22 protein-coding genes and 1 pseudogene are annotated in these 22,141 nt (G+C 65.8%); 7 read left to right on the forward strand and 16 right to left on the reverse strand.

The features are described from left to right. Window positions 1-684: 684 nt before the first annotated feature. Window positions 685-1,803: a trypsin-like serine peptidase gene (locus ACO6D6_RS03500; RefSeq protein WP_484783272.1), complete on the reverse strand. Its 1,119-nt coding sequence runs from the start codon at window positions 1,801-1,803 to the stop codon at window positions 685-687. Between the two features lie 420 nt (window positions 1,804-2,223). On the opposite strand from ACO6D6_RS03500, the gene ACO6D6_RS03505 reads away from it, so the two are divergent. From ACO6D6_RS03505 to ACO6D6_RS03515, 3 genes are read left to right on the forward strand one after another with little or no spacing between them, the layout of a single operon-like run. Beyond that, window positions 2,224-2,898 carry a hypothetical protein gene (locus tag ACO6D6_RS03505; RefSeq protein WP_484783274.1) on the forward strand — a complete coding sequence of 225 codons (675 nt, stop codon included), beginning with the start codon at window positions 2,224-2,226 and terminating at the stop codon, window positions 2,896-2,898. After that, a complete protein-coding gene (locus ACO6D6_RS03510) occupies window positions 2,886-3,026 on the forward strand; it encodes a hypothetical protein (RefSeq protein ID WP_484783275.1) in 141 nt (46 codons plus the stop codon). Before ACO6D6_RS03505 ends, ACO6D6_RS03510 begins: the two co-directional genes overlap by 13 nt. A 55-nt stretch (window positions 3,027-3,081) precedes the next feature. Further along, a complete protein-coding gene (locus tag ACO6D6_RS03515; RefSeq protein ID WP_484783276.1) occupies window positions 3,082-3,243 on the forward strand; it encodes a transposase in 162 nt (53 codons plus the stop codon). 27 nt (window positions 3,244-3,270) lie between these two features. Here the strand turns inward: ACO6D6_RS03515 and ACO6D6_RS03520 are convergent, their stop codons facing one another. From ACO6D6_RS03520 to ACO6D6_RS03555, 8 genes and pseudogenes are all read right to left on the reverse strand, one after another. Beyond that, window positions 3,271-3,927: a metallophosphoesterase gene (locus ACO6D6_RS03520; RefSeq protein ID WP_484783278.1), complete on the reverse strand. Its 657-nt coding sequence runs from the start codon at window positions 3,925-3,927 to the stop codon at window positions 3,271-3,273. After that, the gene (gene leuA, locus ACO6D6_RS03525) at window positions 3,920-5,650 is read right to left on the reverse strand and encodes a 2-isopropylmalate synthase (RefSeq protein ID WP_484783280.1); all 1,731 of its coding nucleotides are present in this window, start codon (window positions 5,648-5,650) and stop codon (window positions 3,920-3,922) included. The genes ACO6D6_RS03520 and leuA overlap by 8 nt, the downstream gene beginning before the upstream one ends. A 128-nt stretch (window positions 5,651-5,778) precedes the next feature. Further along, window positions 5,779-6,704: pseudogene (gene era / locus ACO6D6_RS03530) on the reverse strand (GTPase Era). Then, on the reverse strand, window positions 6,697-8,004 hold the full coding sequence (locus ACO6D6_RS03535) for a hemolysin family protein (RefSeq protein WP_484783282.1): 1,308 nt from the start codon (window positions 8,002-8,004) through the stop codon (window positions 6,697-6,699). The pseudogene era and the gene ACO6D6_RS03535 overlap by 8 nt, the downstream one beginning before the upstream one ends. 85 nt (window positions 8,005-8,089) lie before the next feature. Further along, window positions 8,090-8,572 carry an rRNA maturation RNase YbeY gene (gene ybeY, locus ACO6D6_RS03540; protein ID WP_484783284.1) on the reverse strand — a complete coding sequence of 161 codons (483 nt, stop codon included), beginning with the start codon at window positions 8,570-8,572 and terminating at the stop codon, window positions 8,090-8,092. After that, window positions 8,569-9,495 carry a PhoH family protein gene (locus ACO6D6_RS03545; RefSeq protein WP_484783420.1) on the reverse strand — a complete coding sequence of 309 codons (927 nt, stop codon included), beginning with the start codon at window positions 9,493-9,495 and terminating at the stop codon, window positions 8,569-8,571. The genes ybeY and ACO6D6_RS03545 overlap by 4 nt, the downstream gene beginning before the upstream one ends. Window positions 9,496-9,660: 165 nt before the next feature. Then, window positions 9,661-10,665 carry a sugar phosphate isomerase/epimerase family protein gene (locus ACO6D6_RS03550; RefSeq protein WP_484783285.1) on the reverse strand — a complete coding sequence of 335 codons (1,005 nt, stop codon included), beginning with the start codon at window positions 10,663-10,665 and terminating at the stop codon, window positions 9,661-9,663. Further along, the gene (locus tag ACO6D6_RS03555) at window positions 10,662-11,834 is read right to left on the reverse strand and encodes a Gfo/Idh/MocA family protein (protein WP_484783287.1); all 1,173 of its coding nucleotides are present in this window, start codon (window positions 11,832-11,834) and stop codon (window positions 10,662-10,664) included. The genes ACO6D6_RS03550 and ACO6D6_RS03555 overlap by 4 nt, the downstream gene beginning before the upstream one ends. 89 nt (window positions 11,835-11,923) lie before the next feature. Here ACO6D6_RS03555 and ACO6D6_RS03560 point away from each other — a divergent pair, with 89 nt between their 5' ends. Continuing rightward, a complete protein-coding gene (locus tag ACO6D6_RS03560; protein WP_484783288.1) occupies window positions 11,924-12,976 on the forward strand; it encodes a LacI family DNA-binding transcriptional regulator in 1,053 nt (350 codons plus the stop codon). A gap of 46 nt (window positions 12,977-13,022) precedes the next feature. On the opposite strand, the gene ACO6D6_RS03565 is transcribed toward ACO6D6_RS03560, so the two are convergent. Continuing rightward, window positions 13,023-13,454 (reverse strand): DUF5709 domain-containing protein, encoded by a 432-nt coding sequence (locus ACO6D6_RS03565; protein ID WP_484783290.1) that lies wholly within the window; start codon window positions 13,452-13,454, stop codon window positions 13,023-13,025. A gap of 81 nt (window positions 13,455-13,535) precedes the next feature. Here ACO6D6_RS03565 and ACO6D6_RS03570 point away from each other — a divergent pair, with 81 nt between their 5' ends. Further along, entirely contained in the window at window positions 13,536-14,225 is a 690-nt protein-coding gene (locus ACO6D6_RS03570; RefSeq protein WP_484783292.1) for a queuosine precursor transporter, read from the forward strand. Between the two features lie 209 nt (window positions 14,226-14,434). Here ACO6D6_RS03570 and tgt read toward each other — a convergent pair whose 3' ends face one another. Continuing rightward, window positions 14,435-15,658 (reverse strand): tRNA guanosine(34) transglycosylase Tgt, encoded by a 1,224-nt coding sequence (gene tgt, locus ACO6D6_RS03575; RefSeq protein WP_484783293.1) that lies wholly within the window; start codon window positions 15,656-15,658, stop codon window positions 14,435-14,437. 22 nt (window positions 15,659-15,680) lie between these two features. Here tgt and ACO6D6_RS03580 point away from each other — a divergent pair, with 22 nt between their 5' ends. Then, window positions 15,681-16,544: a diacylglycerol/lipid kinase family protein gene (locus ACO6D6_RS03580; RefSeq protein ID WP_484783295.1), complete on the forward strand. Its 864-nt coding sequence runs from the start codon at window positions 15,681-15,683 to the stop codon at window positions 16,542-16,544. 113 nt (window positions 16,545-16,657) lie between these two features. Here ACO6D6_RS03580 and ACO6D6_RS03585 read toward each other — a convergent pair whose 3' ends face one another. Genes ACO6D6_RS03585 through hrcA form a run of 3 tightly spaced genes read right to left on the reverse strand, consistent with a single transcriptional unit; the run spans window position 16,658 to window position 19,560 of the window. Beyond that, window positions 16,658-17,386 (reverse strand): 16S rRNA (uracil(1498)-N(3))-methyltransferase, encoded by a 729-nt coding sequence (locus ACO6D6_RS03585; RefSeq protein WP_484783296.1) that lies wholly within the window; start codon window positions 17,384-17,386, stop codon window positions 16,658-16,660. Continuing rightward, window positions 17,383-18,549, reverse strand: a complete 1,167-nt coding sequence (gene dnaJ, locus ACO6D6_RS03590; RefSeq protein WP_484783297.1) for a molecular chaperone DnaJ — start codon at window positions 18,547-18,549, stop codon at window positions 17,383-17,385. The genes ACO6D6_RS03585 and dnaJ overlap by 4 nt, the downstream gene beginning before the upstream one ends. A gap of 3 nt (window positions 18,550-18,552) precedes the next feature. Continuing rightward, window positions 18,553-19,560: a heat-inducible transcriptional repressor HrcA gene (hrcA, locus tag ACO6D6_RS03595; RefSeq protein ID WP_484783299.1), complete on the reverse strand. Its 1,008-nt coding sequence runs from the start codon at window positions 19,558-19,560 to the stop codon at window positions 18,553-18,555. A gap of 86 nt (window positions 19,561-19,646) precedes the next feature. On the opposite strand from hrcA, the gene ACO6D6_RS03600 reads away from it, so the two are divergent. Beyond that, the gene (locus ACO6D6_RS03600) at window positions 19,647-20,495 is read left to right on the forward strand and encodes an MBL fold metallo-hydrolase (protein WP_484783301.1); all 849 of its coding nucleotides are present in this window, start codon (window positions 19,647-19,649) and stop codon (window positions 20,493-20,495) included. Here the strand turns inward: ACO6D6_RS03600 and ACO6D6_RS03605 are convergent, their stop codons facing one another. Both ACO6D6_RS03605 and ACO6D6_RS03610 read right to left on the reverse strand, forming a co-directional pair. Further along, the gene (locus ACO6D6_RS03605) at window positions 20,496-21,278 is read right to left on the reverse strand and encodes an inositol monophosphatase family protein (RefSeq protein WP_484783303.1); all 783 of its coding nucleotides are present in this window, start codon (window positions 21,276-21,278) and stop codon (window positions 20,496-20,498) included. Between the two features lie 9 nt (window positions 21,279-21,287). Continuing rightward, on the reverse strand, window positions 21,288-22,133 hold the full coding sequence (locus ACO6D6_RS03610) for a DUF3097 domain-containing protein (protein WP_484783304.1): 846 nt from the start codon (window positions 22,131-22,133) through the stop codon (window positions 21,288-21,290). Between the last annotated feature and the right edge of the window lie 8 nt (window positions 22,134-22,141).

The following is a 22,141-nucleotide window of genomic DNA, read 5'->3' on the forward strand; positions in this document are numbered from 1 at the left end:
CAAGACGGCAGCCTAAACCATAATCCAAGTTTTTCACTACCGTCCATAAAACCTATAGCAGTCCACGACACTAAATGACTCAACTCAGGTGACGATGAGCGAATGCTAACCCCATCGGGACGCGCTACGCCTCGATATCTGATCTACCTGATTCGGGAAACAGGCAACGGATGCATGGAGGAAGACATAGCCGTGACCATTGCCAAGTCAACGTTGCACAGGCGCGCATTACGAATTAGCTGAAATGCGCTCAGCTGGCGGACTGGATGACATCTCGGTCTCCACGCGGTTGGCCCAAGTCGATCGTGGTCGTGCTGGTAAGGGCGATCGCCGGGCAATTGACACTTCCTGGAAGTGCACCCTGCATCAGATCGATGGTGATGTCATTTGTGGTTTCAACAACCGTTGCATGAATGCCGGTGCATGACGCAGGCCCTGACAGAAAGGTGACCTCAATGGTGGTGGGTGCGGTTTCTCGCCACGAATCCCAAGCGAGCGGGGTGGGCGATTGTAAGTCGTCGCGTGAGCTCATGACCTGAGGCGCAGCGCTGCCACTTTGAAGGGGGTGCGTGGCGGTGGACCCTGCATCCGGGGAGGTTCTGGAACATGAGCAGCCTGAGGAGGAAGACGCGATCATCATGATCCCAGTGATTGCTCCGATAGCCGTGGTCCACCGCCTGCGCATTACCAGTCCCCGTTCGTCGCGTCTTTCATCGCTTTCATGTCATCGGTAAAGTAGGGGGCCCAATTCTGTCCAGTTCCGGGGGACCACGACGAAGTCACAGATCTGACGTAGCCGAGCCCCGATGCGTTGCTAAATTCATGCAGCCAAGGTCCTCCTGACGCACCTGGGCCGAATGCGCAACCGTTGATCGAGACCCAGTGATCCGATCGAAAGGTGGTGCCCCAGCAAGCCCACATGGTGTATCGTCCGTCTGGGTTGGTTTTGTTGCTCGGGTATCCGAATATTGACACGTCGAAGGCATACGAGCCGTTCCAGCGCATTCCGTGACCGCCGACCGCGTCAACAATGCGTTGACCGTTGTCTCCGCCATTGTTCAGCGTGGCCATACCGACATCATGGGTGTAGTAGTGATTACTGATCCACACGTTGAAGGCGCGCAGTGTATGCACTGTCCAGATCCCCACCGGATCGGGGTCGGCGTTGCGCTTGTCATAGTTGGGAACAAAAACGACATTCTGCATCCATGCACCATTATCATAGACGCAGTGGCCCGCCGTGATGATGACCCGCTTGGTATCCGTGTTCAAGGCGGAGGCAGAACAGTATGCATTGCCCGTACCGTAGCCGTTGAAGAACAGCTTTCCGTTCGTGTTCGGGAAATTCGTCACTGGGGTTGCTTGGGGAGTGATCCCCATGCTGGAGTCGGAAGCGAGGACTGTTGTCTCTGAACGCATTTCGGAAGGTGACACCTTCAGCGGTTCGGCTGGGGGCGTTGACCCCTCGGGACCGGTTGGGGTGCCGCCCATCGATTCCTCAGCGGTCGGGGTCGTAGAAGGCTCATAGGGGACGGCAGAAGCAAGACGCTCCGGCGTCCAGTAGGCGAGGACCTCCTCATCTTGGGCGGTCAGATCGGCTGCTCGGTCATCAGGTGAGGAATCGGGGCTGATGATCTCGGCAGACCGTCCAAATGTGGTGGGGGCCACAACAGCTGTCGAGGGACTGGTAGCGCCATCTGGTTCCTCCGGTGAAGGCGTAGCAAACGCTGGCGTCGCTGCCGAGGCAAGTAGGATGGCCGCTGAGGCAAAGGATGCGAGGGAGAGATTTCGGGATGCTGTCATGTCAATACCTCCGGGGTAGAAGGTCTTAGTGGGGTGGATGTATCACCTACTCGCTGATGGGGATATTCATTTCGTGTGCCCGATAGGGGCATAGCATGCCCGACTACACGAGAACCCTACGACAGCCATGCAGTGCTGGGCAACCCCTCGACTTGACTCATCTAGAACCTTCGCCTGGGCGGGGGCGTTGCCTCACGTGTTTTCTCCAGCTGCTGGGGTCGTTGCCTCGCGTGGGAATCTCCGACTGGGCATGATCGAACATGGAGTTGACGATGAGTCAGCGGCAGGCCGTGACGAAGAAAGAAGGCGCTGACGTATCGCAGTGCTGACCGGGCGGGCAAGACCCGTATCTTGGACGAGTTGGTCGACTTGACCGGCTGACACCGTGACTATGCCCGCGCAGCGCTGCGTCAGGCGCTGGTGGCCAAACCGGTACGGCCCCGCAAGCCGCGTGCCAGGGTCTACGACGATGACTTGCTGCCGGCTCTGGTCCGCTGCTGGGTGTTGCTGCGGGCCCCGGCAAGCGAGATCCTCGCGCCGTTCATGCCAGTGTTGGTGCCTCTGCTGCGGGCCGAGGGGGAGATCACCATCCCTGATGCCCAGGCCGACCTCCTGACGCGGATCTCAGCAGCCACGATCGACCGGATGCTCGCCAACCAACGATCACGGATGACGTTGCGGGGCCGCACCCATACCAACCCCGGATCGTTGTTGAAACACCAGATCCCGATCCGCACCTTCGCGGACTGGGACGACGCCACACCAGGATTCGTGGCCATCGACCTAGCCGCCATCGCCACCGGCTGGACCATCAACCGATCGGTGCCCAACCGGGCCCGCCGATGGATTGTCGAGGCCATCGACCACGCCGCCGGGCAGTCCCCGTTCCCGATCCGCGGTATCGACTCCGACAACGGCAGCGAATTCATCAACCACCACCTGCTTCACTACTGCGAAACCCGCAAGATCACCTTCACCCGAGGCCGCTCGGGCAAAAGAACGACGGCTGCTACGTCGAGCAGAAGAACTGGGCCAGAGTCCGCGAACTGGTCGGCTACTACCGCTACGACACTGCCGCCGAAATGGACCCGCTGAACCAGATATGGACCCTCGACGACGCGTTCGGCAACTACTTCCTGCCCAGCCTGAAGCTCAAATCCAAGCATCGCAACGGAGCCAAGGTCGTCAAGAAATACCACCAAGCCGCCACCCCACACCAATGACCCCTAGGGCGTGTTGCTAAATGCTTTGGTTGGGTAGTCGGGTGATCCTTGAGGGGTGTTGCGAGATGTCATCACGGACGAGGTCTGGGAGCTGATCCGGGACGTATTCCCGCAGGTGAGGACGCGGGGTCGTCCTGCGGTGGATCGACGCATGGTGGTCGAGGCAACCGCGTGGCGGTTCCGTACGGGATCGGCGTGGCTGACCTTTCACTGCTAGCCGGGCGTGTCTACGAGCCAGGCTCGATCAGTATCGATGTCTCGCCCACCCGGACCAGTAGACGATATTGCGCTCCTTCATGGACGCGAGCTGGGGCAGGATCTCCGGGGAATGGGTCAGCAGGAACCTGAAACCCTCCGGTGCTCCTTTCAACGCCCGGTCGAGGTGGGCGTGATCGGTGTAGGCGTCACCTGCCCCCACCAGGGTGAAGCTTCCGAACTCCCCGGTGATCACCTCGTGTTCGTTGTCGATCAGTTTGATCCCGTGGCGGGCGTACAGCTCGATCAGCTGCGGCAGGTCCTCCGACCAGTGGTCGTGGTTTCCCAGGACCGCGTACATGGGGACTCCCAGTTCCGAGAGCCGGGAGAACAGTTCGTGGAGCGGGTCGAGGGTTTCGTTGCGGGTGTTCAGGGTGTCCCCCGCGATGACGATCAGGTGCGGTTCGGCCTCACGCACCCGGGTCACGATGCTCGCCAGCTGGGCGGGGTCGTCGCGCACGTGGATGTCGCTGAGCTGCATGATCCGCAGTTCCCCGGTCAGCTTGTCCGTGACGGTGGTCTCGGTGACCAGCCGGGTGGTGTGCACTTCCCGGCACACCTCGGCGGCGACGGCGGCAGCCACGCACGCTGTGATGGCGAGTGCCCACGCCAGCCGTCTCCGCGAAGATTTCCCGCGTTCAGGCATGGGCGGCCCGGTTGAGCGCCGAGAGGATGGCCTTCATGGATGCGCTGGTGATTGACGGATCCACCCCGACTCCCCAGAACACCTGCGCATCGTCCCCGGTGCCGAGTTCGCACTCCACGTAGGCCGCGGCCTTCGCATCCCCCCCGGATTCGAGGGCGTGTTCCGAGTAGTCGAGGACCCGCACCCGGGCCCCCGTCTCCGCCAGGGCGTCGACGAAGGCGGACACGGGTCCGTTGCCCTCGCCCTCCACCTCGATGTCGCGGCCCGTGGGGTCGTTGATGGTGGCGGTGATGCGGAACTGCCCGTTCTGCGACGACGAGCCCGCGGAGGTGAGCGCCCAGGCCCCCTCTGACAGGTACTCGGACGAGAAGATCTCGACGATGTCCTTCGGGGAGAGTTCGCCGCCCTGGGCGTCGGTGCGCTGCTGCACCACGCGGCTGAACTCCATCTGGAGGCGGCGCGGCAGTTCCATCTTCGCCTCGGTCTTCATCAGGTAGGCCACCCCGCCCTTGCCGGACTGCGAGTTCACCCGGATCACCGCCTCGTAGTTCCTGCCGACGTCGTGCGGGTCGATGGGCAGGTAGGGGGCCTCCCATTCGATCTCGGTGACGGACTTACCTGCTGCTGCGGCCTGTTTCTCCAGGGATTCCAGGCCCTTCTTGATGGCGTCCTGATGGGATCCGGAGAAGGCGGTGTAGACCAGGTCCCCCGCGTACGGTTGACGGGGGTGCACGGGCAGGCCGGTGCAGTACTCGACGGTGCGGCGCACGTGATCGATGTCGTGGAAGTTCAGCTGCGGGTCGACACCCTGGGTGTAGAGGTTCAGGGCCAGCGTCACCAGGTCGACGTTGCCGGTGCGTTCGCCGTGCCCGAACAGGCAGCCCTCCACCCGGTCTGCTCCGGCCATCTGTCCCAGTTCCGCGGCCGCGACGGCAGTTCCCCGGTCGTTGTGCGGGTGCAGCGAGACCACCACGAACTCCCGGTTCTTGACGTTGCGGCAGAAGTACTCGATCTGGTCGGCGTAGGTGTTCGGGGTGGAACGCTCCACGGTGGCGGGCAGGTTGAAAATAATCTCGCGGTTCTGATCCGGTTGCCAGATCTCCGCCACGGCGTTGCACACCTCGACGGCGAAATCCGTCGGGGTCTGGGTGAAGATCTCGGGGCTGTACTGGTATCCGAACTCGACCTCATCCAGGTATTTGTCCGCGTATTTCATGACCAGCTCGGTGCCCCGCGCGGCCAGGTTCACGCACTCGGCCTCGTCGATGCCGAAGACCACCCGCCGGAACAGCTCGGCGGTTGCGTTGTACATGTGGATGGTGGCGCGGTGCGCCCCGATCAGGGACTCGGCGGTCCTGGCGATCAGATCCTCCCGGGCCTGGGTCAGCACCGAGATGGTCACGTCCTCGGGTACGTGACCGCCGGTGATGAGCTGCCGGACGAAGTCGAAATCGGTCTGGGATGCCGACGGGAAGCCGATCTCGATCTCCTTGTAGCCCAGGGCGACGAGCAGTTCGAACATCCGCATCTTGCGGTTCGGGGTCATCGGGTCGACGAGGGCCTGGTTGCCGTCGCGCAGATCGGTTGACAACCAGCGGGGTGCTTTGGTGATGCGTTTGGTGGGCCAGGTGCGATCCGGCACCACCACCGGTTCGAAGGCGCGATAGCGCCCAACGGGCATGGTGGTGGGGGTCTGCACGGGTTTGGGCTGGATGCGGGTCATTGGTTTCTCCTTGCTGGATGACAGCCAGGCACACGAAGGCTCCGCAGCGAGGAGGCTGGCCGGTTCAGAACTGGGCCCCGCCGCGGCAGCGAAGGAGAAGGAATCGCTCTGCCATGCCTGGAAGCCTACTAGAAACCGAGCCTGTTCAGATATTTCGTGTCACGCTGCCATTCGCGCAGCACCTTGACGTGCAGGCTCAGGTGGACCGGGGTGCCCAGCAGCCGGTTGATCTGGAGACGGGCGGCCGTCCCGATCTCCCGCAACCGGCTTCCCTTGTGTCCGATGATGATTCCCTTCTGGGAGTCACGTTCCACGATGATGGATGCGAACACGTCCAGGAGGGGTTTGTTCTCGGGACGGTCGGGGCGTGGCAGGATCTCATCGATCATCACCGCTATGGAGTGCGGAAGCTCGTCACGCACCCCTTCGAGGGCGGCCTCCCGGATCAGCTCGGCGATCAGCGTCTCCTCCGGTTCGTCGGTGACCTCCCCGTCGGGGTAGTACATCGGTCCTTCCGGCAGCAGGCGCAGCAGCACGTCACGAACCGTGTCCACCTGGTCGTTGTTGATCGCGGAGCAGGGAACCACCTCGGCCCACTGGATGCCTAGCTCGTCCGCTAGCGCCGAGATGTCCACCAGGTGGGAGAGCACCCGTTCCTTGCTGACGAATCGGTCTTGGTTGCCAACGCCACCAGCAGGGGACGGTTGGACAGCTCGGCGATCTGCGAGACGATGTAGCGGTCGCCGGGACCGATCCGCTGGTCGCAGGGCAGGCAGACGCCGACGATGTCCACCTCGGACCAGGTTTCACGCACCAGATCGTTTAGGCGCTCCCCCAGCAGGGTGCGGGGACGGTGCAGCCCGGGGGTGTCGATCAGCACCAGCTGCCCCGAGTCACGGGTGACTATGCCCCGCACCACGTGCCTGGTGGTCTGGGGTTTCGAGGAGGCGATCGCGATCTTCTGACCCACCAGGGCGTTGGTCAGGGTGGATTTTCCCGCATTGGGCCGCCCGACGAAACAGGCGAAGCCGGAGCGGAACGGCTGGTCAGTCACTGATTTCCTCCTTGTCCTCCTGGGATTTCTCTGGGGCGAGACGCACCAGGACGGTCCCTATCTGGTGGCGGCGCCCCACGGCGCGGTCAGCCACCATCTCGATGCCTTCATAGGTGATGCTCGAACCCGGGATGGGAACCACGTTGAGGAGTTTCGCCATCAACCCGCCGACGGTGTCGACCTCCTCGTCATGCAGCGGGATGCCGAACAGCTCACCCAGCTCATCCACGGGCAACCGGGAGCTGACCCGGTAGTGCCCGGGTTCCGGGAGTTCGGCGATGGCGGGGATCTCCTGGTCGTACTCGTCGACGATCTCACCCACGATCTCCTCGACTATGTCCTCCATCGTGCACAGGCCCGCGGTGCCGCCGAACTCGTCGATGACGATCACCAGGTGGGAGTGCCGCAGCTGCATGTCGCGCAGCAGCTCCGAGGCGGGTTTTGAGTCGGGCACGAAACTGGCCGGGCGCATCAGGTCACCGACGGTTTCGTTGCGTTCCGCGTCGGGGTAGTCGTAGATGCGCCTGGTGACGTCCTTCAGGTAGACCACGCCGAGCACGTCGTCGATGCCGCCGTCGCCCACCACGGGGATGCGGGAGAAACCGGATCGCAGGGCCAGTGACAGCAGCTGCCTGAGGGTGCGGTCCCTGGGAACCCAGACCATGTCGGTGCGCGGGACCATCACCTCCTTGACGAGGGTGTCGCCCAGCTCGAACACCGAGTGGATCATCTTCGATTCACGCGCCTCGATCACCTCGTTCGCCTCGGCGATGTCGACGAGGTCCCGAAGTTCGGCCTCCGATGCGAACGGCCCATCCGAGAACCCGCGCCCGGGGGTCAGCGCGTTCCCGAGCAGGATCATCAGCTGTGCGACCGGCCCCAGCACCGTGGTCAGCAGCGAAACCAGGGGCGCGAAGGACCTCATGATCCGTTCCGGGTGCTGTCTCCCGATCGTTCTCGGGGCCACCCCCCACAGTATGAAGAACACCACCAGCAGGATCGTCACGAGCGTCACCAGCCGAGGTGCCGTGCCCTCGATGTTCTGGAAGACCACCAACGCCACGAGCGCCATCGCCGTCGCCTCGAAGGACATCCGGGTGAACATCACGGCGTTGATGGAGGGGGCCGGGTCCTGGGCTATCAGCCGGATCCGCTCAGCCCCGCGCGCCCCCGATTCGACCAGTTTCTCGGCCCTTCCCCGGGAGAACCCCGTGAGGGCGGTTTCGACGGCGACGAGCAGGGATGCGACGATCGCGCAGACGAGTGCACCCGTCAGTTCTATCCACTGGGACTGGAGCATGTGGAGGTGATCAACCAACCTTTGAAAGGAAACGCTTGGGCAACCAGTCTAGTGGCGGTCCGCGGCTGGGTCGCCCGGCGCGCTGTCACCTGTTTCCCGGTCGGTCGCTCCGGCGGTTGTTGCGGGCCACCTCCCAGGCGGCGATGATCTTGTCGTTGAGGCCGAACATGACGGCCTTCTCCTCCGGTTCGGCGTGGTCGTGCCCCAGCAGGTGGAGCAGGCCGTGGATCAGGAGGTACTCGGCCTCCGCCGCCGGCTCCCGGCCGTTCTCGGCCGCCTGCCGGGCGGTCACCTGCGGGCAGAGCACGATGTCACCGAGCAACCCGAGGGGTGGTTCCTCGTCCTCGGCGGGTTCCCGCAGCTCGTCCATCGGGAAACTCATCACGTCGGTCGGGCCGGGTAGATCCATGAAACGCTGGTGATACTCGGCCATGGTGGCCTCGTCCACCAGGAGAATGGACAGATCCGCCTGGGGATGGATCCGCAGGCGGCTCAGGGCGAACCGGGCCAGGGCCACCAGACCCAGCTCGTCTGCCTGAACCCCGGATTCGTTGTTGATGTCGATCATCTGCCGCCCCTGCCCTGTTGGATGCTGTCATAGGAATCGTAGGCGGCAACAATCCTGCCGACCAGCCGGTGACGCACCACGTCGCGGGCGGTGAGGGTACAGAAAGCGATGTCGTCGATTCCGTCGAGGATCTCGGTCACCTGCCGCAACCCGCTGCGCACCCCGCCGGGAAGATCGATCTGGGTGATGTCACCGGTCACCACCACCTTGGATCCGAACCCGAGCCGGGTGAGGAACATCTTCATCTGCTCCGAGGAGGTGTTCTGGGCCTCGTCCAGGATGATGAAGGCGTCGTTGAGGGTGCGGCCGCGCATGTAGGCCAAAGGCGCGACCTCGATGGTGCCGGAGGTCAGGAGTTTCGGCACCGAGTCGGCCTCAACCATGTCGTGCAACGCGTCGTAGAGGGGGCGCAGATAGGGATCGATCTTGTCGTTCAGGGTGCCCGGCAGGAATCCCAGCCGCTCCCCCGCCTCGATCGCGGGGCGGGTCAGGATGATGCGGCTCACCTGTTTGGACTGCAGGGCCTGCACCGCCTTCGCCATGGCCAGGTAGGTCTTTCCGGTGCCCGCCGGACCGATGCCGAAAACCACCGTGTGCCGGTCGATGGCGTCCACGTAGCGTTTCTGGTTGAGGGTCTTGGGCCGCACGGTCCTGCCGCGAGCGGAGATGATGTCGGCGGTGAGGATCTCGGAAGGTTTCAGGTCCTCGGCAGCCAGGTTGATCACCCGCTCCACGGTTTCCTCGCTCAGCCCCTGGCCGGTGCGGATTATGGTGATGAGTTCCGTCAGGATCTCGACGGCGGAGGCCACGTCCTCCGGTTCCCCGGTCACCGTCACCTGGCTGCCACGAACGTGGATGTCCGCGGCGAGCCGGTCCTCCAAAACCTGCAGGAAGGCGTCCCGGGGACCGAGCAGCGTCACCATGTCGATGGAGGCCGGGACCGCGATCACCCGGCTCGCCCGCTGAATTTCGTCTCCCACAGATTCCCTTTCACGACCCGGACGACCCGAGCCCATGGCGATCCAGCTTAGATGCTCCGGGCGGGAACCGGTCGGCCGGGTACCCGGACCCGGCCGACCGGTCTCGGGTCACCCGGCCCGGAAGGCCGCCCAGGCCGATTTCAGAACGTCGGCAGCCACCTGGAGTCCTTCGATGCGTCCGAGTTCGGTGTCCTCGTGCTCAATGTTGAGGCACATGTCGGGATCCACGTCGTGGAGGGCCCGGATGAACTCGGTCCAGTAGGCCACGTCGTGTCCCTTGCCCAGCGCGACGAAGTCCCACGACGAGTCCTTCGGCCACTCGTTGGCCCATTCGTCGCCGCCGAGGTTGACCCGCGGTTCCTCCGGGGACAACCGGCGGAACCCGTTGTCCAGGACGCCGTTCAACCTGGCGTTCTCGACATTGATCCGGACGTCCTTCGCGGCGGCGTGGAAGATCAGCGGCCCGAGCTCACGAACCACGGCCACCGGGTCGGCCTGCTGCCAGAACAGGTGTGAGGCATCCATCTCGACCCCGATGTTCGTCGCGCCGGTCAGCTGCACCAGTTTGCGGATGTCGCGGGCGTTGAACACGAGGTTCTGGGGATGCAGCTCGAGCGCCACCTTGACCCCGTGGTCCCCGGCGAGCTGGTCGATCTCGCTCCAGAACCTGGCGGCGATCTCCCACTGGTAGTCGAGCACGTCGAGCGCGGCCGAGTTCCAGGCGTTGACGATCCAGTTCGGATAAAGGGTTCCGGGCTCACCACCGGGCAGCCCGGACATGGTCACCACCCGGTTCTGCCCGAGCGCGGCGGCCGCCCGGATGGAACGGCGGACGTCCTCGGCGTGCCTGTCCCCGATGACCGGATTGGGGTGGAGGGGGTTGCCGTTGCAGTTGAGGCCCGCGATCTCCACCCCGGTGCCGTCGAACCTGGCCAGATAGGCCTTCGCGGCCGCCGGGTCGGCGATGATCTCATCGATCTCGGGGATGTGCACCGGGGGCAGGAAACCGCCGGAGTTGATCTCGATGCCGTTCAACCCGAGATCGGCGATCACCTTGACCGCATCCTCCAGGGGACGGTCGTGCAGAATCGCGTTGTAGACGCCGAGTTTCACAGGTTCACCTGCTTTCCGTTGTCCGCGGCCGAACGGGCGACGGCCGCGAGGATTTCCATGTTGTGGACGCCTTCGTCGAAGGACGCGTTGCGGGGCAGGGATTCCTCCTCCGGGATTCCCGCGACCTCCTCCAGGAAGGCCCGGGCCTGGTAGGTGAAGCCCTCGTTCTGGCCGAAACCGACACCGGAGACGTCGATCGGCATGCCGCCGGCCACGTAGGGGTGGTCCGCTCCGAGGTTCACGGTGCGGTAGCCGTTGCTGCCGGGATGCTCGTCGTTCAGGTACAGGCGGACCTGTGAGGGCGTGTCCTGGTGGAAACTGGCGGCACCGTTCTCGCAGAACACCTCGAAGGCGAGGCCGTTCGGGTAACCGGCCGCGACGCGGGAAGCCTCGAGGCTGCCCCGGACCTCCCCGAAGAACGCGGTGAAGGTGGCGTAGTCGTCGTTCTCCACGGTCTCCTTCCGGTCGGAGACGGCGGCCAGTCCGTGCCCGACCACGGCCCCCAGGGGCACGGGACGTTCCTTGATCGTCGTGGCGAAGGCCCCGCCGGATACGGCCGTGATCTCCCCGCAGAGGAACTCGGACAGGTAGGTCAGGTGGCTGCCGACGTCAGCGAGCGCACCGGAGCCCATCGGGCCCTTGTAGCGCCAGCTCATCGGCGCCATCGGGTTGCAGCCGTAGTCGCACCAGTAGCGACCCGAGAAGTGCAGCACCCTGCCGAGGGTCCCGTCCCGGATCCAGTCCCTGATCGCCGCCACACCGGGCTGGCGCCGGTAGGTGAGACCGATGCGAGCAACCGAGGAGGCCTCCCGGGCCAGGTCGGCCATTTTCCGCGCCGAGGCCAGGGTGTCGGAGAGCGGTTTCTCGCACAGCACGTGCTTGCCGGCCTCGAGGAGCCCCCTGACCACCTCGAGGTGCAGGCTGTTCGCGATCACGACGCTGACCACCTGGATGTCGGGATCATCGGCGATGACCCGCCAGTCCGTTCCGCTGTGTTCGTAGCCGTAGCGTCGGGCTGCCGCCCGCCCGACCTCGGCGTTCACGTCAATGATGGAGACGTAGCGCAGGTCCGGGAGCGTGGATTCGTAGAGCGTTGGCGCGACCCGGTAGGCCGCGGCATGGGCCTTGCCCGCCATACCGGCTCCGATGACAGCGATTCCTATGGTCATGCATCCTCCTCGATCACTACTTGGAGCGCTCCAAGTGGTTTGAGTGTAGAATCCTACGAGCGCTTCGTCAACGCCCGAGAAGGAGAAAGATGACCCCGCCGTCATCCACGCCCAGGCCGACCATCTACGACGTGGCGCGTGAGGCCGGGGTCTCGAAATCGCTGGTCTCCCTGGTGCTGAACGACTCCCCCCTGGTTGCCGAGGCGAAACGGGAGGCGGTCCGGAACGCGATCCGGAAACTCGGTTACCGGCGCAGCCAGGCGGCCTCCTCCCTGGCCAGCAACCGGACACGGACCATCGGCCTGGTGATCGACGACTTCCGCAACCCGTGGTTCGTCGAGCTGCTGAACGGCCTGCGCACCACGATGGGACCACACGGTTTCCACGTCGCGGTGAGGGAGCACTTCACGCTGGACGGCACCACCATGAACGCCGTCGACGGGTTCCGCGACACCCAGGTCGACGCCCTGGTCGTGGCGGCGGAACCGGGACGGGACTTCGAGGACCTGGGTGTTCCCACGGTGCTGGAGGGCACGCGGTGCAACACCATCGAGGGGGCCGACCTGATCGGCAGCGACCAGGCCCGGGGAGTGAACCTCCTGATGGAACACCTGCGTTGCCTGGGACACGAACGCATCGGCCACGTCACCGGTGCCGGTGGCTCCGCCGACATCCGCCGCAGGGCGTACTCGGATTTCATGGAATCGGCGGGCCTGGAGCCCCTGATCCAGGGATTCAAGAACCCGACCAATGAGGAGGGCGGTTATCTGGGAACCACCGAGCTGTTGCGGACACATCCCGGGTTGACCGCGGTTTTCGCGGCCAATGACACCATGGCCCTGGGGGCGCGCGCCGCGCTGCGCGAAACCGGATACGAGGTCCCGGGCGACATGTCACTGATCGGCTTCGACAACTCACAGCTCGCCCGGAGCCGTTTCCTGGACCTCACCACCGTGGACAATCACGCCTTCGATGTCGGAGTGGCCTGCGCCGAGGCGTTGCTGCGCCGGATCGCCGACCCCGGCGCCTCCCCGGGGCGGGTCACCATCCCGACCAGCCTGGTGGTTCGCACATCGTCAGCGGCACCCAGGACGCGCCGGAACAAAGGAGCCGAACCGCCGGTCCCCACCGTGGGGCAATGACCGGCGGGGAGTCCGGGAACAGCGACCTCGCCGTGGCTGTCCCCGATCAGAAATCGTCTTCCTCGTCCTGATCGTCACGGATGATGTGCATGGCGGCCTCCTCGGCGCTCGCCGCCCCGCCGGCGAACCCGACGTCCACACCGAGTGTGTCCTCACCACCCGAGCCCTGCACCCGCATCAGCCGCCCCGCGCGTTCCCGCCCGACCTGACGATCCTCCCCTCCCGGATTCCACGGCGTGTCGTCGCGGACGACCTCCGGTTGCTCCTGACGGATACGTTGCTCGATGGTCTCCCCTCGCTGCATCTCCGCGAGCGTGTTTCCGAATCCCTGGCCCACCGACCACCGTTCGGGGGCGGTGTAGCCCTCATCGAGCACATCGTCCACGCCGCGGTTGATCAGGGAGTCCCCCTCCTGCAACTGATCCAGCTGCTCGGCTTCCTCGGGAACCTGGGTGTTTAAGTCGACGATGTCTTCCATGAACCAATACTGCCACCACTACGCCTTCAAGACGTAAACCGCATTTGAACTCATCCCCCGGCCGCGACGTAAGATTCCACGGTGACCCAGCCGGATACCTTCTCCCGCGCCCGCGGCAACTACGACCTTGTGGTGGCGTTGTTCGTCTCGCTGCTGCTGATCTCCAACGTCGCCGCCACCAAGCTGATCGCCTTCGGCCCCGAGTGGTCGCCAGTCGGGCTGCCGGTTCTGCCGATCATCACCGACGGTGGAGCGCTGCTGTTCCCCCTCACCTACGTGCTGGGCGACGTCCTGGCGGAGGTGTTCGGGATGCGAGGGGCGCGGCGTGCCATTCTCCTGGGTTTCGGGGTCTCGCTGCTCGCATCGCTCACCTTCCTGGCGGTCGGCGCCGCCCCTGCGGCACCCGGCTACGAGAACCAGGACGCGTTCGTCGCCGTCCTCGGTTTCGTCCCGCGCATCGTCGCGGCCTCCCTGGTGGGATATCTGGTCGGGCAGTTCCTGAACGCCTGGGTGCTCGTGAAACTGAAGCAGCGGCGGGAGAAAGGTGGCCTGTGGAAGCGCCTGTTGGGCTCCACCGTGGTGGGTGAGGCGGCCGACACCACCGTCTTCTGCCTGATCGCCTTCGGCGGGCAGATCGACGGCGGCACCATGCTGAACTACATCGTCGTCGGTTACCTGTTCAAGGTCGGTGTGGAGGCCGCTCTGCTGCCGCTCACCTACCGGGTGATCAGCCTGGTGCGCAGTCACGAGCCCGAACTCACCAGGGTTTGAGGAACCACCTCAGCCCAGGCCCTCACTCTGCCGGCACTGCTCATAGCGGGCGCACAGATGTTCGATGGCACCCGGCCGAGCCCGCTCCAGCGATCGCCATTGCCCGACCCATTTCGTGAATTCCCGGCGGGTGCGATCAGCTCATCCTGCCGAGGTGGAGCAGTCCCAAACTCGTCTTCGGCGCACCTGGTTTCCTCAGTACAACACCGTCACTGCCTTTTCCGGGCGCTGTAGCGGCCCATGAACTCGCTGCGGAAGAGGTCGAACTCACCTGCCTCCAGGCTGGCGCGGATCCGGTCCACCAGGCGCACCGTGAAACGTTCGTTGTGGATGGTGGCCAGGGTGGAGGCCAGCATCTCCTTCGCCTTGAACAGGTGGTGGAGGTAGGCACGGGTGTAGTGGGTGCAGGTGTAGCAGTCGCAGCCCACCTCCAAAGGTTCGAAGGCACGCCGGTTCCTGGCGGTGTTCACGTTGTACCGCCCATCAGCGGTGTAGATGGCGGCGTTGCGGGCCACCCGGGACGGATTGACACAGTCGAAGGTGTCCGCCCCGAAGGACACGGCCTCGAACAGATCCTCGGGTTCGGAGATCCCGAGCAGGTGCCGGGGCCGGTCCTCGGGAAGTTCGTCGACCATCCATCCGATGATGCGCCCCAGGTTCTCCTTCTCCAGCGCCCCGCCGAGCCCGAACCCGTCGAACCGGGAACCATCCACCTCGAGGGCCGTCAGGTCCGCGGCCGCTCTTTTGCGCAGGTCCTCGTACTGGGCGCCCTGGATCACCCCGAACAGGGCCTGGTAGGGCTTTCCGACACGTTCCTCGGTCAGGCTGGCGTGGGCCCGCAGGCACCGGATCGCCCACCGGTGGGTGCGCGCCACGGAGGCCTCCTGGTAGTCGCGGGTGTTCATCAAGGTGGTGAGTTCGTCGAAGGCGAACATGATGTCCGCGCCGAGCTGGTGCTGGATGGTCATCGAGACCTCCGGGGTGAACCGGAGGCGGTTGCCGTTGAGGTGGCTGAAGAAGGTGACGCCGTCCTCGTCGACGTGCGCGCGCCGCGTCTTTCCCTCGGCTATGACGTCGTCGCCCACGAGCCCCTTGGTGTCCATCGCCAGCACCTTCTTGAAACCGGCGCCGAGACTCATCACCTGGAATCCACCCGAATCCGTGAAGGTGGGGCCGGGCCAGTTCATGAAACGCCCGAGCCCACCGGCCTCGTCCACCAGGTCGGAACCGGGTTGCAGATACAGGTGATAGGCATTGGCCAGCAGCGCCTGGGCGCCGAGATCGGCCATGGCCTCCGGCAGCACCGCCTTCACACTCGCCTTCGTTCCGACGGGTATGAAGGCCGGGGTGCGGATGTCGCCGTGGGGGGTGTGGATCGTGCCGGTACGCGCCCGCCCACCGGAACGCACAGCCACTTCAAATCCGAAACTCACCGGGCAAGGTTACCGTTGGCGCATGCCCTTCACCGCGCTGATCCTGAACCCGATCCATCCGGGAGCGGCGATGGCGGCACGAGAACTGGGAGCTCTGGGTGAGGTCCGCACCTACCCGACCACCCCCGACTCCCCCGGACCCGAACAGGTGGTGCAGGCCCTGTCGGAGGGGGCCGGTTCCGTGGTCGTCGCGGGCGGGGACGGTACGCAGCGGCTCGTCGCAGGGGCACTCGCGGGCACCGGGGTGCCCCTCGGGATCCTCGCGACGGGCACCGCCTGCGTCTACTCCAGGAATCTCGGGATCCCCCGCGGCCTGGCGGGTGCGGCCCTGGCCATGACGGGCGTCCCCCGCTCCTTGGATCTCGGATGGGCGAGTCTCGATGGTGGCTCCCCTGAACCCTTCCTCGTGGCCACCGGCATGGGGCGGGATGCCGAGACCCTCCTCGGGGTCCGGAACAACTTGAAGCAGCGGCTCGGCTGGGTTGCCTACATCCGGGCCGGGCTCAGGACCATGGGACGCCGCAGGTTGCCCCTGCGGATAAACGGGCAACCGATCGAGGCGTGGACCGTTCTGGCGGGCAATGTCGGGAGGGTTCCGACGGCCTCCCTCTTCCCCGGGGCGCGCCCCGACGACGGGAGATTGCACGTCATGCACCTCGGGGTTGACGGCTGGCGGGACTGGTGGCCGGTGCTGTTCACGGGAGTGACCCGTTCCCGCCGTGACATCGGCAAACTGCTCCGCTGGGAGACGGCCCACGTACTCATCGGGTCGGACATCCCGAGAGCCGTTCACCTGGACGGTGACCTGCGCCCGGCGGCGTGTTCACTGGAGGTGTGGATCGACCCCGGGGCCCTGCGGATTCGTTGCCCGGCAAACGTTGATTGATGCCATTCCCGGTCAGGACACCCCGGGTGGGAAGGGATTCCGCTCCGCGTCATGTCCCCGGGTGTGGCGGTCCGGATGTCGAGCGGCAGTTCTCGTGGACCGGAAATGAATTCTCAGCGCTCCCCCAGAACCGTGAGCTGCCCGAGGGCGATGGCCCCCGCCGTGGAGGTGCGCAGCACGCCGTCGCTGATCCGCACCGGCACCGCCCCCGCCTGCTGGAAACGTTCCAGCTCATCCGGGCTGATACCTCCCTCCGGGCCCACGACCAGCAGGATCTCTCCCGCCTCGGGGAGGTTCACACGGGACAGGGTTTTCTCCGCCGACTCGTGCAGGACCAGGGCGAGTTCCGCCGCCCTGATCCGCTCCGCCACCCTGGTGGTGTCTGCGGCCGAGACCTCGGGGATCCGGAACCTCCTGGACTGTTTGGTGGCCTCCCGCGCGGTGGCGGCCCAGCGCCCCAGGGCTTTCGCCCCGCGTTCCCCCTGCCAGCGCACGATGGAACGCGACGCCTGCCAGGCGAGGATCTCGTCCACGCCCAACTCGGTCATGATCTCCACCGCGAGTTCCGAACGGTCGCCCTTGGCCAGCGCCTGGGCGACCACGAACCGGTGGGCCCGGGGAGGCGATTCCAGGATCTCGGTCACCTCGACCGCCAGGCGGTTCTTCTCCGCGGCGACGACGTGCCCACGCACGGCCCGTCCCGCGCCGTCGGCCAGCAGCACGCTTTCCCCCGGCCTCGTGCGTTTGACGACCACTGCGTGCCGGGCCTCGTCCCCGGTCACCTCCACGATCCCGCCGATCCGCACCTGGTCGAACCGCGCGAGGAAGAGCGCGTCGCTCACCCGAAGGTTTCCTTGAACCAACCCCTGACGCCCTTGTGACCGGGATGTTTCGCCTCCACCGTGGTCTCGTCGCGCAGCTCGGCGAGCTGGCGCAGCAGGTCGCGTTGTTTCTCGTCCAGTTTCCGTGGGGTCTCGACGACGATGGTGACCCCCAGGTCACCCCTACCGCCCCCGCGCAGCCTGGGCACGCCCCGGCCCTTGAGCGGGATCCGGGCCCCCGACTGCGTCCCGGCCGGCACGTCGACGGTGACCTTCCGGTCCGCCTCATCCGAGCCCTCCCATTCGGCCTCCAGGGTGGCCAGCTCGACGCTGGTGCCCAGAGCGGCAGCGGTCATCGGCAGGGTCATCACCACTTCGAGGTTGTCACCGTCACGGCGGAACCGCTCATGCTCGGCGACGACCAGCTCGACGTACAGGTCGCCGGCGGGACCGCCGCCCCGGCCCACCTCGCCGCGGCCCTCCAGGTGGATCCGGTTGCCCGTCGACACCCCCGCCGGGATGCGCACGGAGATGTCGCGGGAGCTGCGCACCCGCCCCTCCCCGGAGCATTCCCCGCAGGGATTGGGGATGATCGTCCCGAAGCCCTGACAGGTGGGGCACTGCTGCGCGGTGCGGATGTCCCCGATGAAGCTGCGCTGCACCGTGGTCACCTCACCCTGGCCACGACACGTGCTGCAGGTCACGGGTCTGGAACCGGCCTCCCCACCCGATCCCTGGCACTTGGGGCACACCACGGCGGTGTCTATCCTGACGGACTTCGTGCATCCGAAAACCGCTTCGTGGAGTTTCAGACCGGCCCTGACCAGCGCGTTCTGGCCCTGCTGGACCCGGGACCGGGGGCCCCGCCCGGCGGCCTGCCCCCCGAACATGGCGTCCATGATGGTGGAGAAATCGAATCCGCCGAAACCCGCGCCTCCGAAACCACCCGCTCCCCCGACACCGCCGCGTCCGAGCGGGTCGCCACCCTGGTCGTAGACGGCCCGTTTGTTGGGATCGCTGAGCACCTCGTAGGCCTCGCTGAGTTCCTTGAACTTCTCGGCGGCATCCTCACCCTGGGCCACGTCCGGATGCACCTTCATGGCCTTGCGGCGGTAGGCCTTCTTGATCTGCTCAGTCGTGGCGTCCTCGTCGACCCCGAGGATGTCGTAGTAGTCCTTGCTCAATGCTCAGCCTTCCGTGAGGATACGGCTCACGTATCGCGCCACGGCGCGTACGGATGCGATGGTGGAGGGATAGTCCATGCGGGTGGGGCCGACCACCCCGAGTGAGGCGGCGCGTTCGCTGCCGACCGAGTAGCCCGTGGCGACCAGGGATGTCGATTTGAACCCCTCAGCGGTGTTCTCGGCCCCGATCCGCACCGTGACGTCGTCGCTGGCGGCCTCGTCGAGGAGGCGGAGCAGCACCACCTGTTCCTCCAGCGCCTCCAGCAGCGGACGAAGCCCCGTGGTGAAGGAGTGTCCGGCGAGATTGGGCACGCCGGCCACCAGGACCTGGGCGGTGGGCTCGGCCCCGAGCAGCTCGAGGGCGACGGCGAACACCGGGTTGAGCTGGGCGCGCCGTGCCGGGTCGAGCTCATCCAGGGCGACGACCATGCGGTTCGCGGCGTCGGCCGCGGTGTGACCGATGGCGGCTTCCCTGAGCCTCAGGTTGGCCAAGTGCACCGCCTCCACATCCAGGCCGGGAAGCTCCAGGAGCTGCTGGTCCACCCGGCCCGTGGAACTGACCACGATGACGAGGAGCCGTCCCGGGGTCAGCTGCACCAGTTCGGCGTGGGCGATGGTGCTGCGTTGCGTTGAGGGATACTGCACGATCGCGACCTGGTGGGTCAGCTGGGCCAGCAGACGGACGGTGCGGGCGACCAGGTCGTTGACATCCAGGGCGCCGGCCATGAAGGCGTTGATCGCTCTCCGCTCCGCCGCCGAAAGCGGTTTTATGGTGGCGAGCTTGTCGACGAAGAGCCGGTAACCCTTGTCGGTGGGGATGCGCCCGGCGCTGGTGTGAGGCTGGGCGATGTAGCCCTCCTCCTCGAGGACGGCCATGTCGTTGCGTACCGTCGCCGGGGAGACCCCGAGCTGGTGTCGCTCCACGAGGGCCTTGGAACCAACCGGTTCCCGGCTTGCCACGTAGTCCGTGACGATGGCGCGCAGCACCTGCATCTTCCGCTCGTCGAGCATGGTCACCTCCTCATTGGCACTCGAAGCATGCGAGTGCCAGTGTAGAGCACGCCGGAGGATCCGGCCCGCAGCTGTAATCTCGGCCCATGAACAAGTCGTCCATCGGTGCGTGGCAATCCGTGAGCCCCGCCATCCACCTCTGTGTCCTCCAGCCCCACGGGGTGAGCGTAGGCCTGGTCGCCGGTGAACAGCGGGCCGCCCTGATCGACTGCGGTTCCACCCCCGAGCAGGGCGCGGCGCTGCTGGAGCAGGCCCGCGGCCTCGCCGGGGTGCCCGTCAGCCACGTGGTGGTCACCCACCCGCATCACGACCACTGGTTCGGCCTGGCAGGGATGGTGGGGATCACCTCAATCGCCCACGAGGACCTGCTCCGCGACCCGGAGGCCGAGGTACTGGATGCCGCGGCAGCCATCGAGCTCTCGCGGCTGCCGGCACCGGATGAGACGTTCTCCCTGGCGAAATTCCTGGACCTGGGGGGTGTTCGTCTCGAGATGCTCCATCTGGGTCCCGCGCACACCCGGGCAGACATCGTCGTGGTGGTTCCCGGGGAGGATGTCATTTTCATGGGCGATCTCATCGAGAGCGCAGGCGATCCCCAGTTCGGGCCCGCCTCCGATATCGGCAGCTGGCCGAAGGTCCTCGACGACGTGATGGGGGCCTCCACCGAGACGACACGTTTCGTTCCCGGGCACGCCCCGCCCACCGGGGATGCGTTGACGGTGGACCGGGAGTTCTGTTTCCGGCAGCGGGCCGAGATCGCCATGGTCCAGGGTACGGTCGAGAACCTCGTGTACCGGGGTGTGGCGCTGGAGGATGCCCTTGGATCCGCGGACTGGCCCTTCGGTGAGGACACGATGCGGGTCGTGTTGCCCCTGGTCTACCGGGGGTTGGCCGAGAAGGGGATCGTGCCCAGGCGGCACCTGCCGCTGGTCTGATCAGCCGAACATCCCGGCCAGACACCGGTGGGCGGTCTCCCAGACCCCGGGGTCGCGGGCGACCAGCAGGCCGCTGGCCTCGCTGGCCGCCGTGTAGTCGGTGCCGTCCATGGTCCTGGAAACCCCGCCGCTCTCGACCACCATCAGCGATCCCGCCAGATGGTCCCACGGCATCACCTTGGTGTAATGGATGAAGTCGAGTTCCCCGTGCAGCACCCTCGGGTAGTCGAACGCGCAGGCGAAGAGGGAACGGACCACCGGGGAAAGTTCACCGTCCCCGGTGAACCCCTGGACGTGGGTCTTGGACGAGGCCCCGAGAGGTGGCCGGTCGTGTCGTTCCGGGGTGATCGGCTCGTCGTTGAGGCGCACCCCGGCGCCCTTCTCGGCGACGTACCCGCGACCGGTTCTCGGCTGCCAGATCCATCCCCGGGTGGTGATCCCGTTTCGGGTCTCAGCCAGCATCACCCCGTGTTCCTGGCGTCCCTCGACGAAATTGCGGGTTCCGTCGATCGGGTCAATGACGAAGGCATGCTCGGCTCCGGGAAGTTTCCGGCGCAGCTCCGGGTTGGCGAACACCGCCTCCTCCCCGATCACCAGGGCGTCCGGGTGGATCCGGCGCAATGCGGAGGAGAGGAGGTTCTCGGCCTCCCTGTCCGCGATGGTGACCAGGTCATCCGGCGATGTCTTCGCCTCCACGTCCGCCCGCTCCAGCGCCCGGAACCGGGGATTGATGACCTCTTCGGCGGTCTCCTTGATCAACTCCAGGATGGCTGCGGTGTCCATGGGGCCACACTATCCAAGGTCGAGGTGATCCTGCGTGACGAAATCGATCAGCAGTTCCATGCGCTGGTTCAGCTGGGGTTCGAGATCACGCCAGGTCCGCACCCGGGCGAGCATCGCCCGCCACGCCCGCGCGATGTCGGCCTGGTCGGCGTGGGGCAGGCCCAGGGCCTTGAGGGTCCCCTTCTTGAAGTCCTGGTCCCTGGGAACCTGCGGCCATGCCTTGCGCCCGATGCGTTCGGGTTTGATGGCATGCCAGATGTCTATGAACTCGTGTCCGGTGACGAACACGTGGTCGCGGTATCCGGCTCGGGCCACCTGTTTCGCGATCCGTGATTCCTTGCTGCCCGCCACCAGGTGGTCGACCAGCACCCCCAGCCGGCGCCCCGGACCGGGGTTGAACTCGGCGACGATGGCGGGCAGATCGTCGATGCCACCCAGATATTCCACCACCACCCCCACGTGGCGCAGGTCGTCGCCCCAGACCTTCTCCACCAGTTCGGCGTCGTGGCGTCCCTCGGCGTAGATGCGGGACGGCAGCGCCACCCTCGCCGGTTCCGGGGTTTCCGATGCCCGGGACCCGGAGGCGGTGTAGCGGGGTTTCGGGGCCGCGGTCCGCAGGGGTGGGCGGAGGGCCACCGGTTCCCCCTCGAGCAGGAATCCCGGTCCGAGGGGGAAGCTGCGTTTCTTCCCCTTGCGGTCCTCCAGCACGACGATGCCGTTCTCCCAACCGACCACGGCCCCGCAGAAGTCGTCGAACTCGACCACGAGATCCTTCTCGACGGGAACGTCACGGGTTTTCTTCAGGTGGGCCCTCTGCCAGCCGGGGCGCAGCACGTCGTCACGGTACCGATCCATTCGCCACA

The organism is Arachnia sp., from assembly GCF_057238465.1.

Coding starts and splice junctions, on each gene's coding strand:
- ACO6D6_RS03610 (WP_484783304.1), bottom strand. CDS start 22,133: ATGGATCGGTACCGTGACGACGTGCTGCGCCCCGGCTGGCAGAGGGCC.
- ybeY (WP_484783284.1), bottom strand. CDS start 8,572: ATGATCGACATCAACAACGAATCCGGGGTTCAGGCAGACGAGCTGGGT.
- ACO6D6_RS03510 (WP_484783275.1), top strand. CDS start 2,886: ATGGACCCGCTGAACCAGATATGGACCCTCGACGACGCGTTCGGCAAC.
- ACO6D6_RS03600 (WP_484783301.1), top strand. CDS start 19,647: ATGAACAAGTCGTCCATCGGTGCGTGGCAATCCGTGAGCCCCGCCATC.
- ACO6D6_RS03520 (WP_484783278.1), bottom strand. CDS start 3,927: ATGCCTGAACGCGGGAAATCTTCGCGGAGACGGCTGGCGTGGGCACTC.
- leuA (WP_484783280.1), bottom strand. CDS start 5,650: ATGACCCGCATCCAGCCCAAACCCGTGCAGACCCCCACCACCATGCCC.
- hrcA (WP_484783299.1), bottom strand. CDS start 19,560: ATGCTCGACGAGCGGAAGATGCAGGTGCTGCGCGCCATCGTCACGGAC.
- ACO6D6_RS03580 (WP_484783295.1), top strand. CDS start 15,681: ATGCCCTTCACCGCGCTGATCCTGAACCCGATCCATCCGGGAGCGGCG.
- ACO6D6_RS03605 (WP_484783303.1), bottom strand. CDS start 21,278: ATGGACACCGCAGCCATCCTGGAGTTGATCAAGGAGACCGCCGAAGAG.
- ACO6D6_RS03565 (WP_484783290.1), bottom strand. CDS start 13,454: ATGGAAGACATCGTCGACTTAAACACCCAGGTTCCCGAGGAAGCCGAG.
- ACO6D6_RS03535 (WP_484783282.1), bottom strand. CDS start 8,004: ATGCTCCAGTCCCAGTGGATAGAACTGACGGGTGCACTCGTCTGCGCG.
- ACO6D6_RS03560 (WP_484783288.1), top strand. CDS start 11,924: ATGACCCCGCCGTCATCCACGCCCAGGCCGACCATCTACGACGTGGCG.
- ACO6D6_RS03500 (WP_484783272.1), bottom strand. CDS start 1,803: ATGACAGCATCCCGAAATCTCTCCCTCGCATCCTTTGCCTCAGCGGCC.
- ACO6D6_RS03555 (WP_484783287.1), bottom strand. CDS start 11,834: ATGACCATAGGAATCGCTGTCATCGGAGCCGGTATGGCGGGCAAGGCC.
- ACO6D6_RS03545 (WP_484783420.1), bottom strand. CDS start 9,495: ATGGTGACGCTGCTCGGTCCCCGGGACGCCTTCCTGCAGGTTTTGGAG.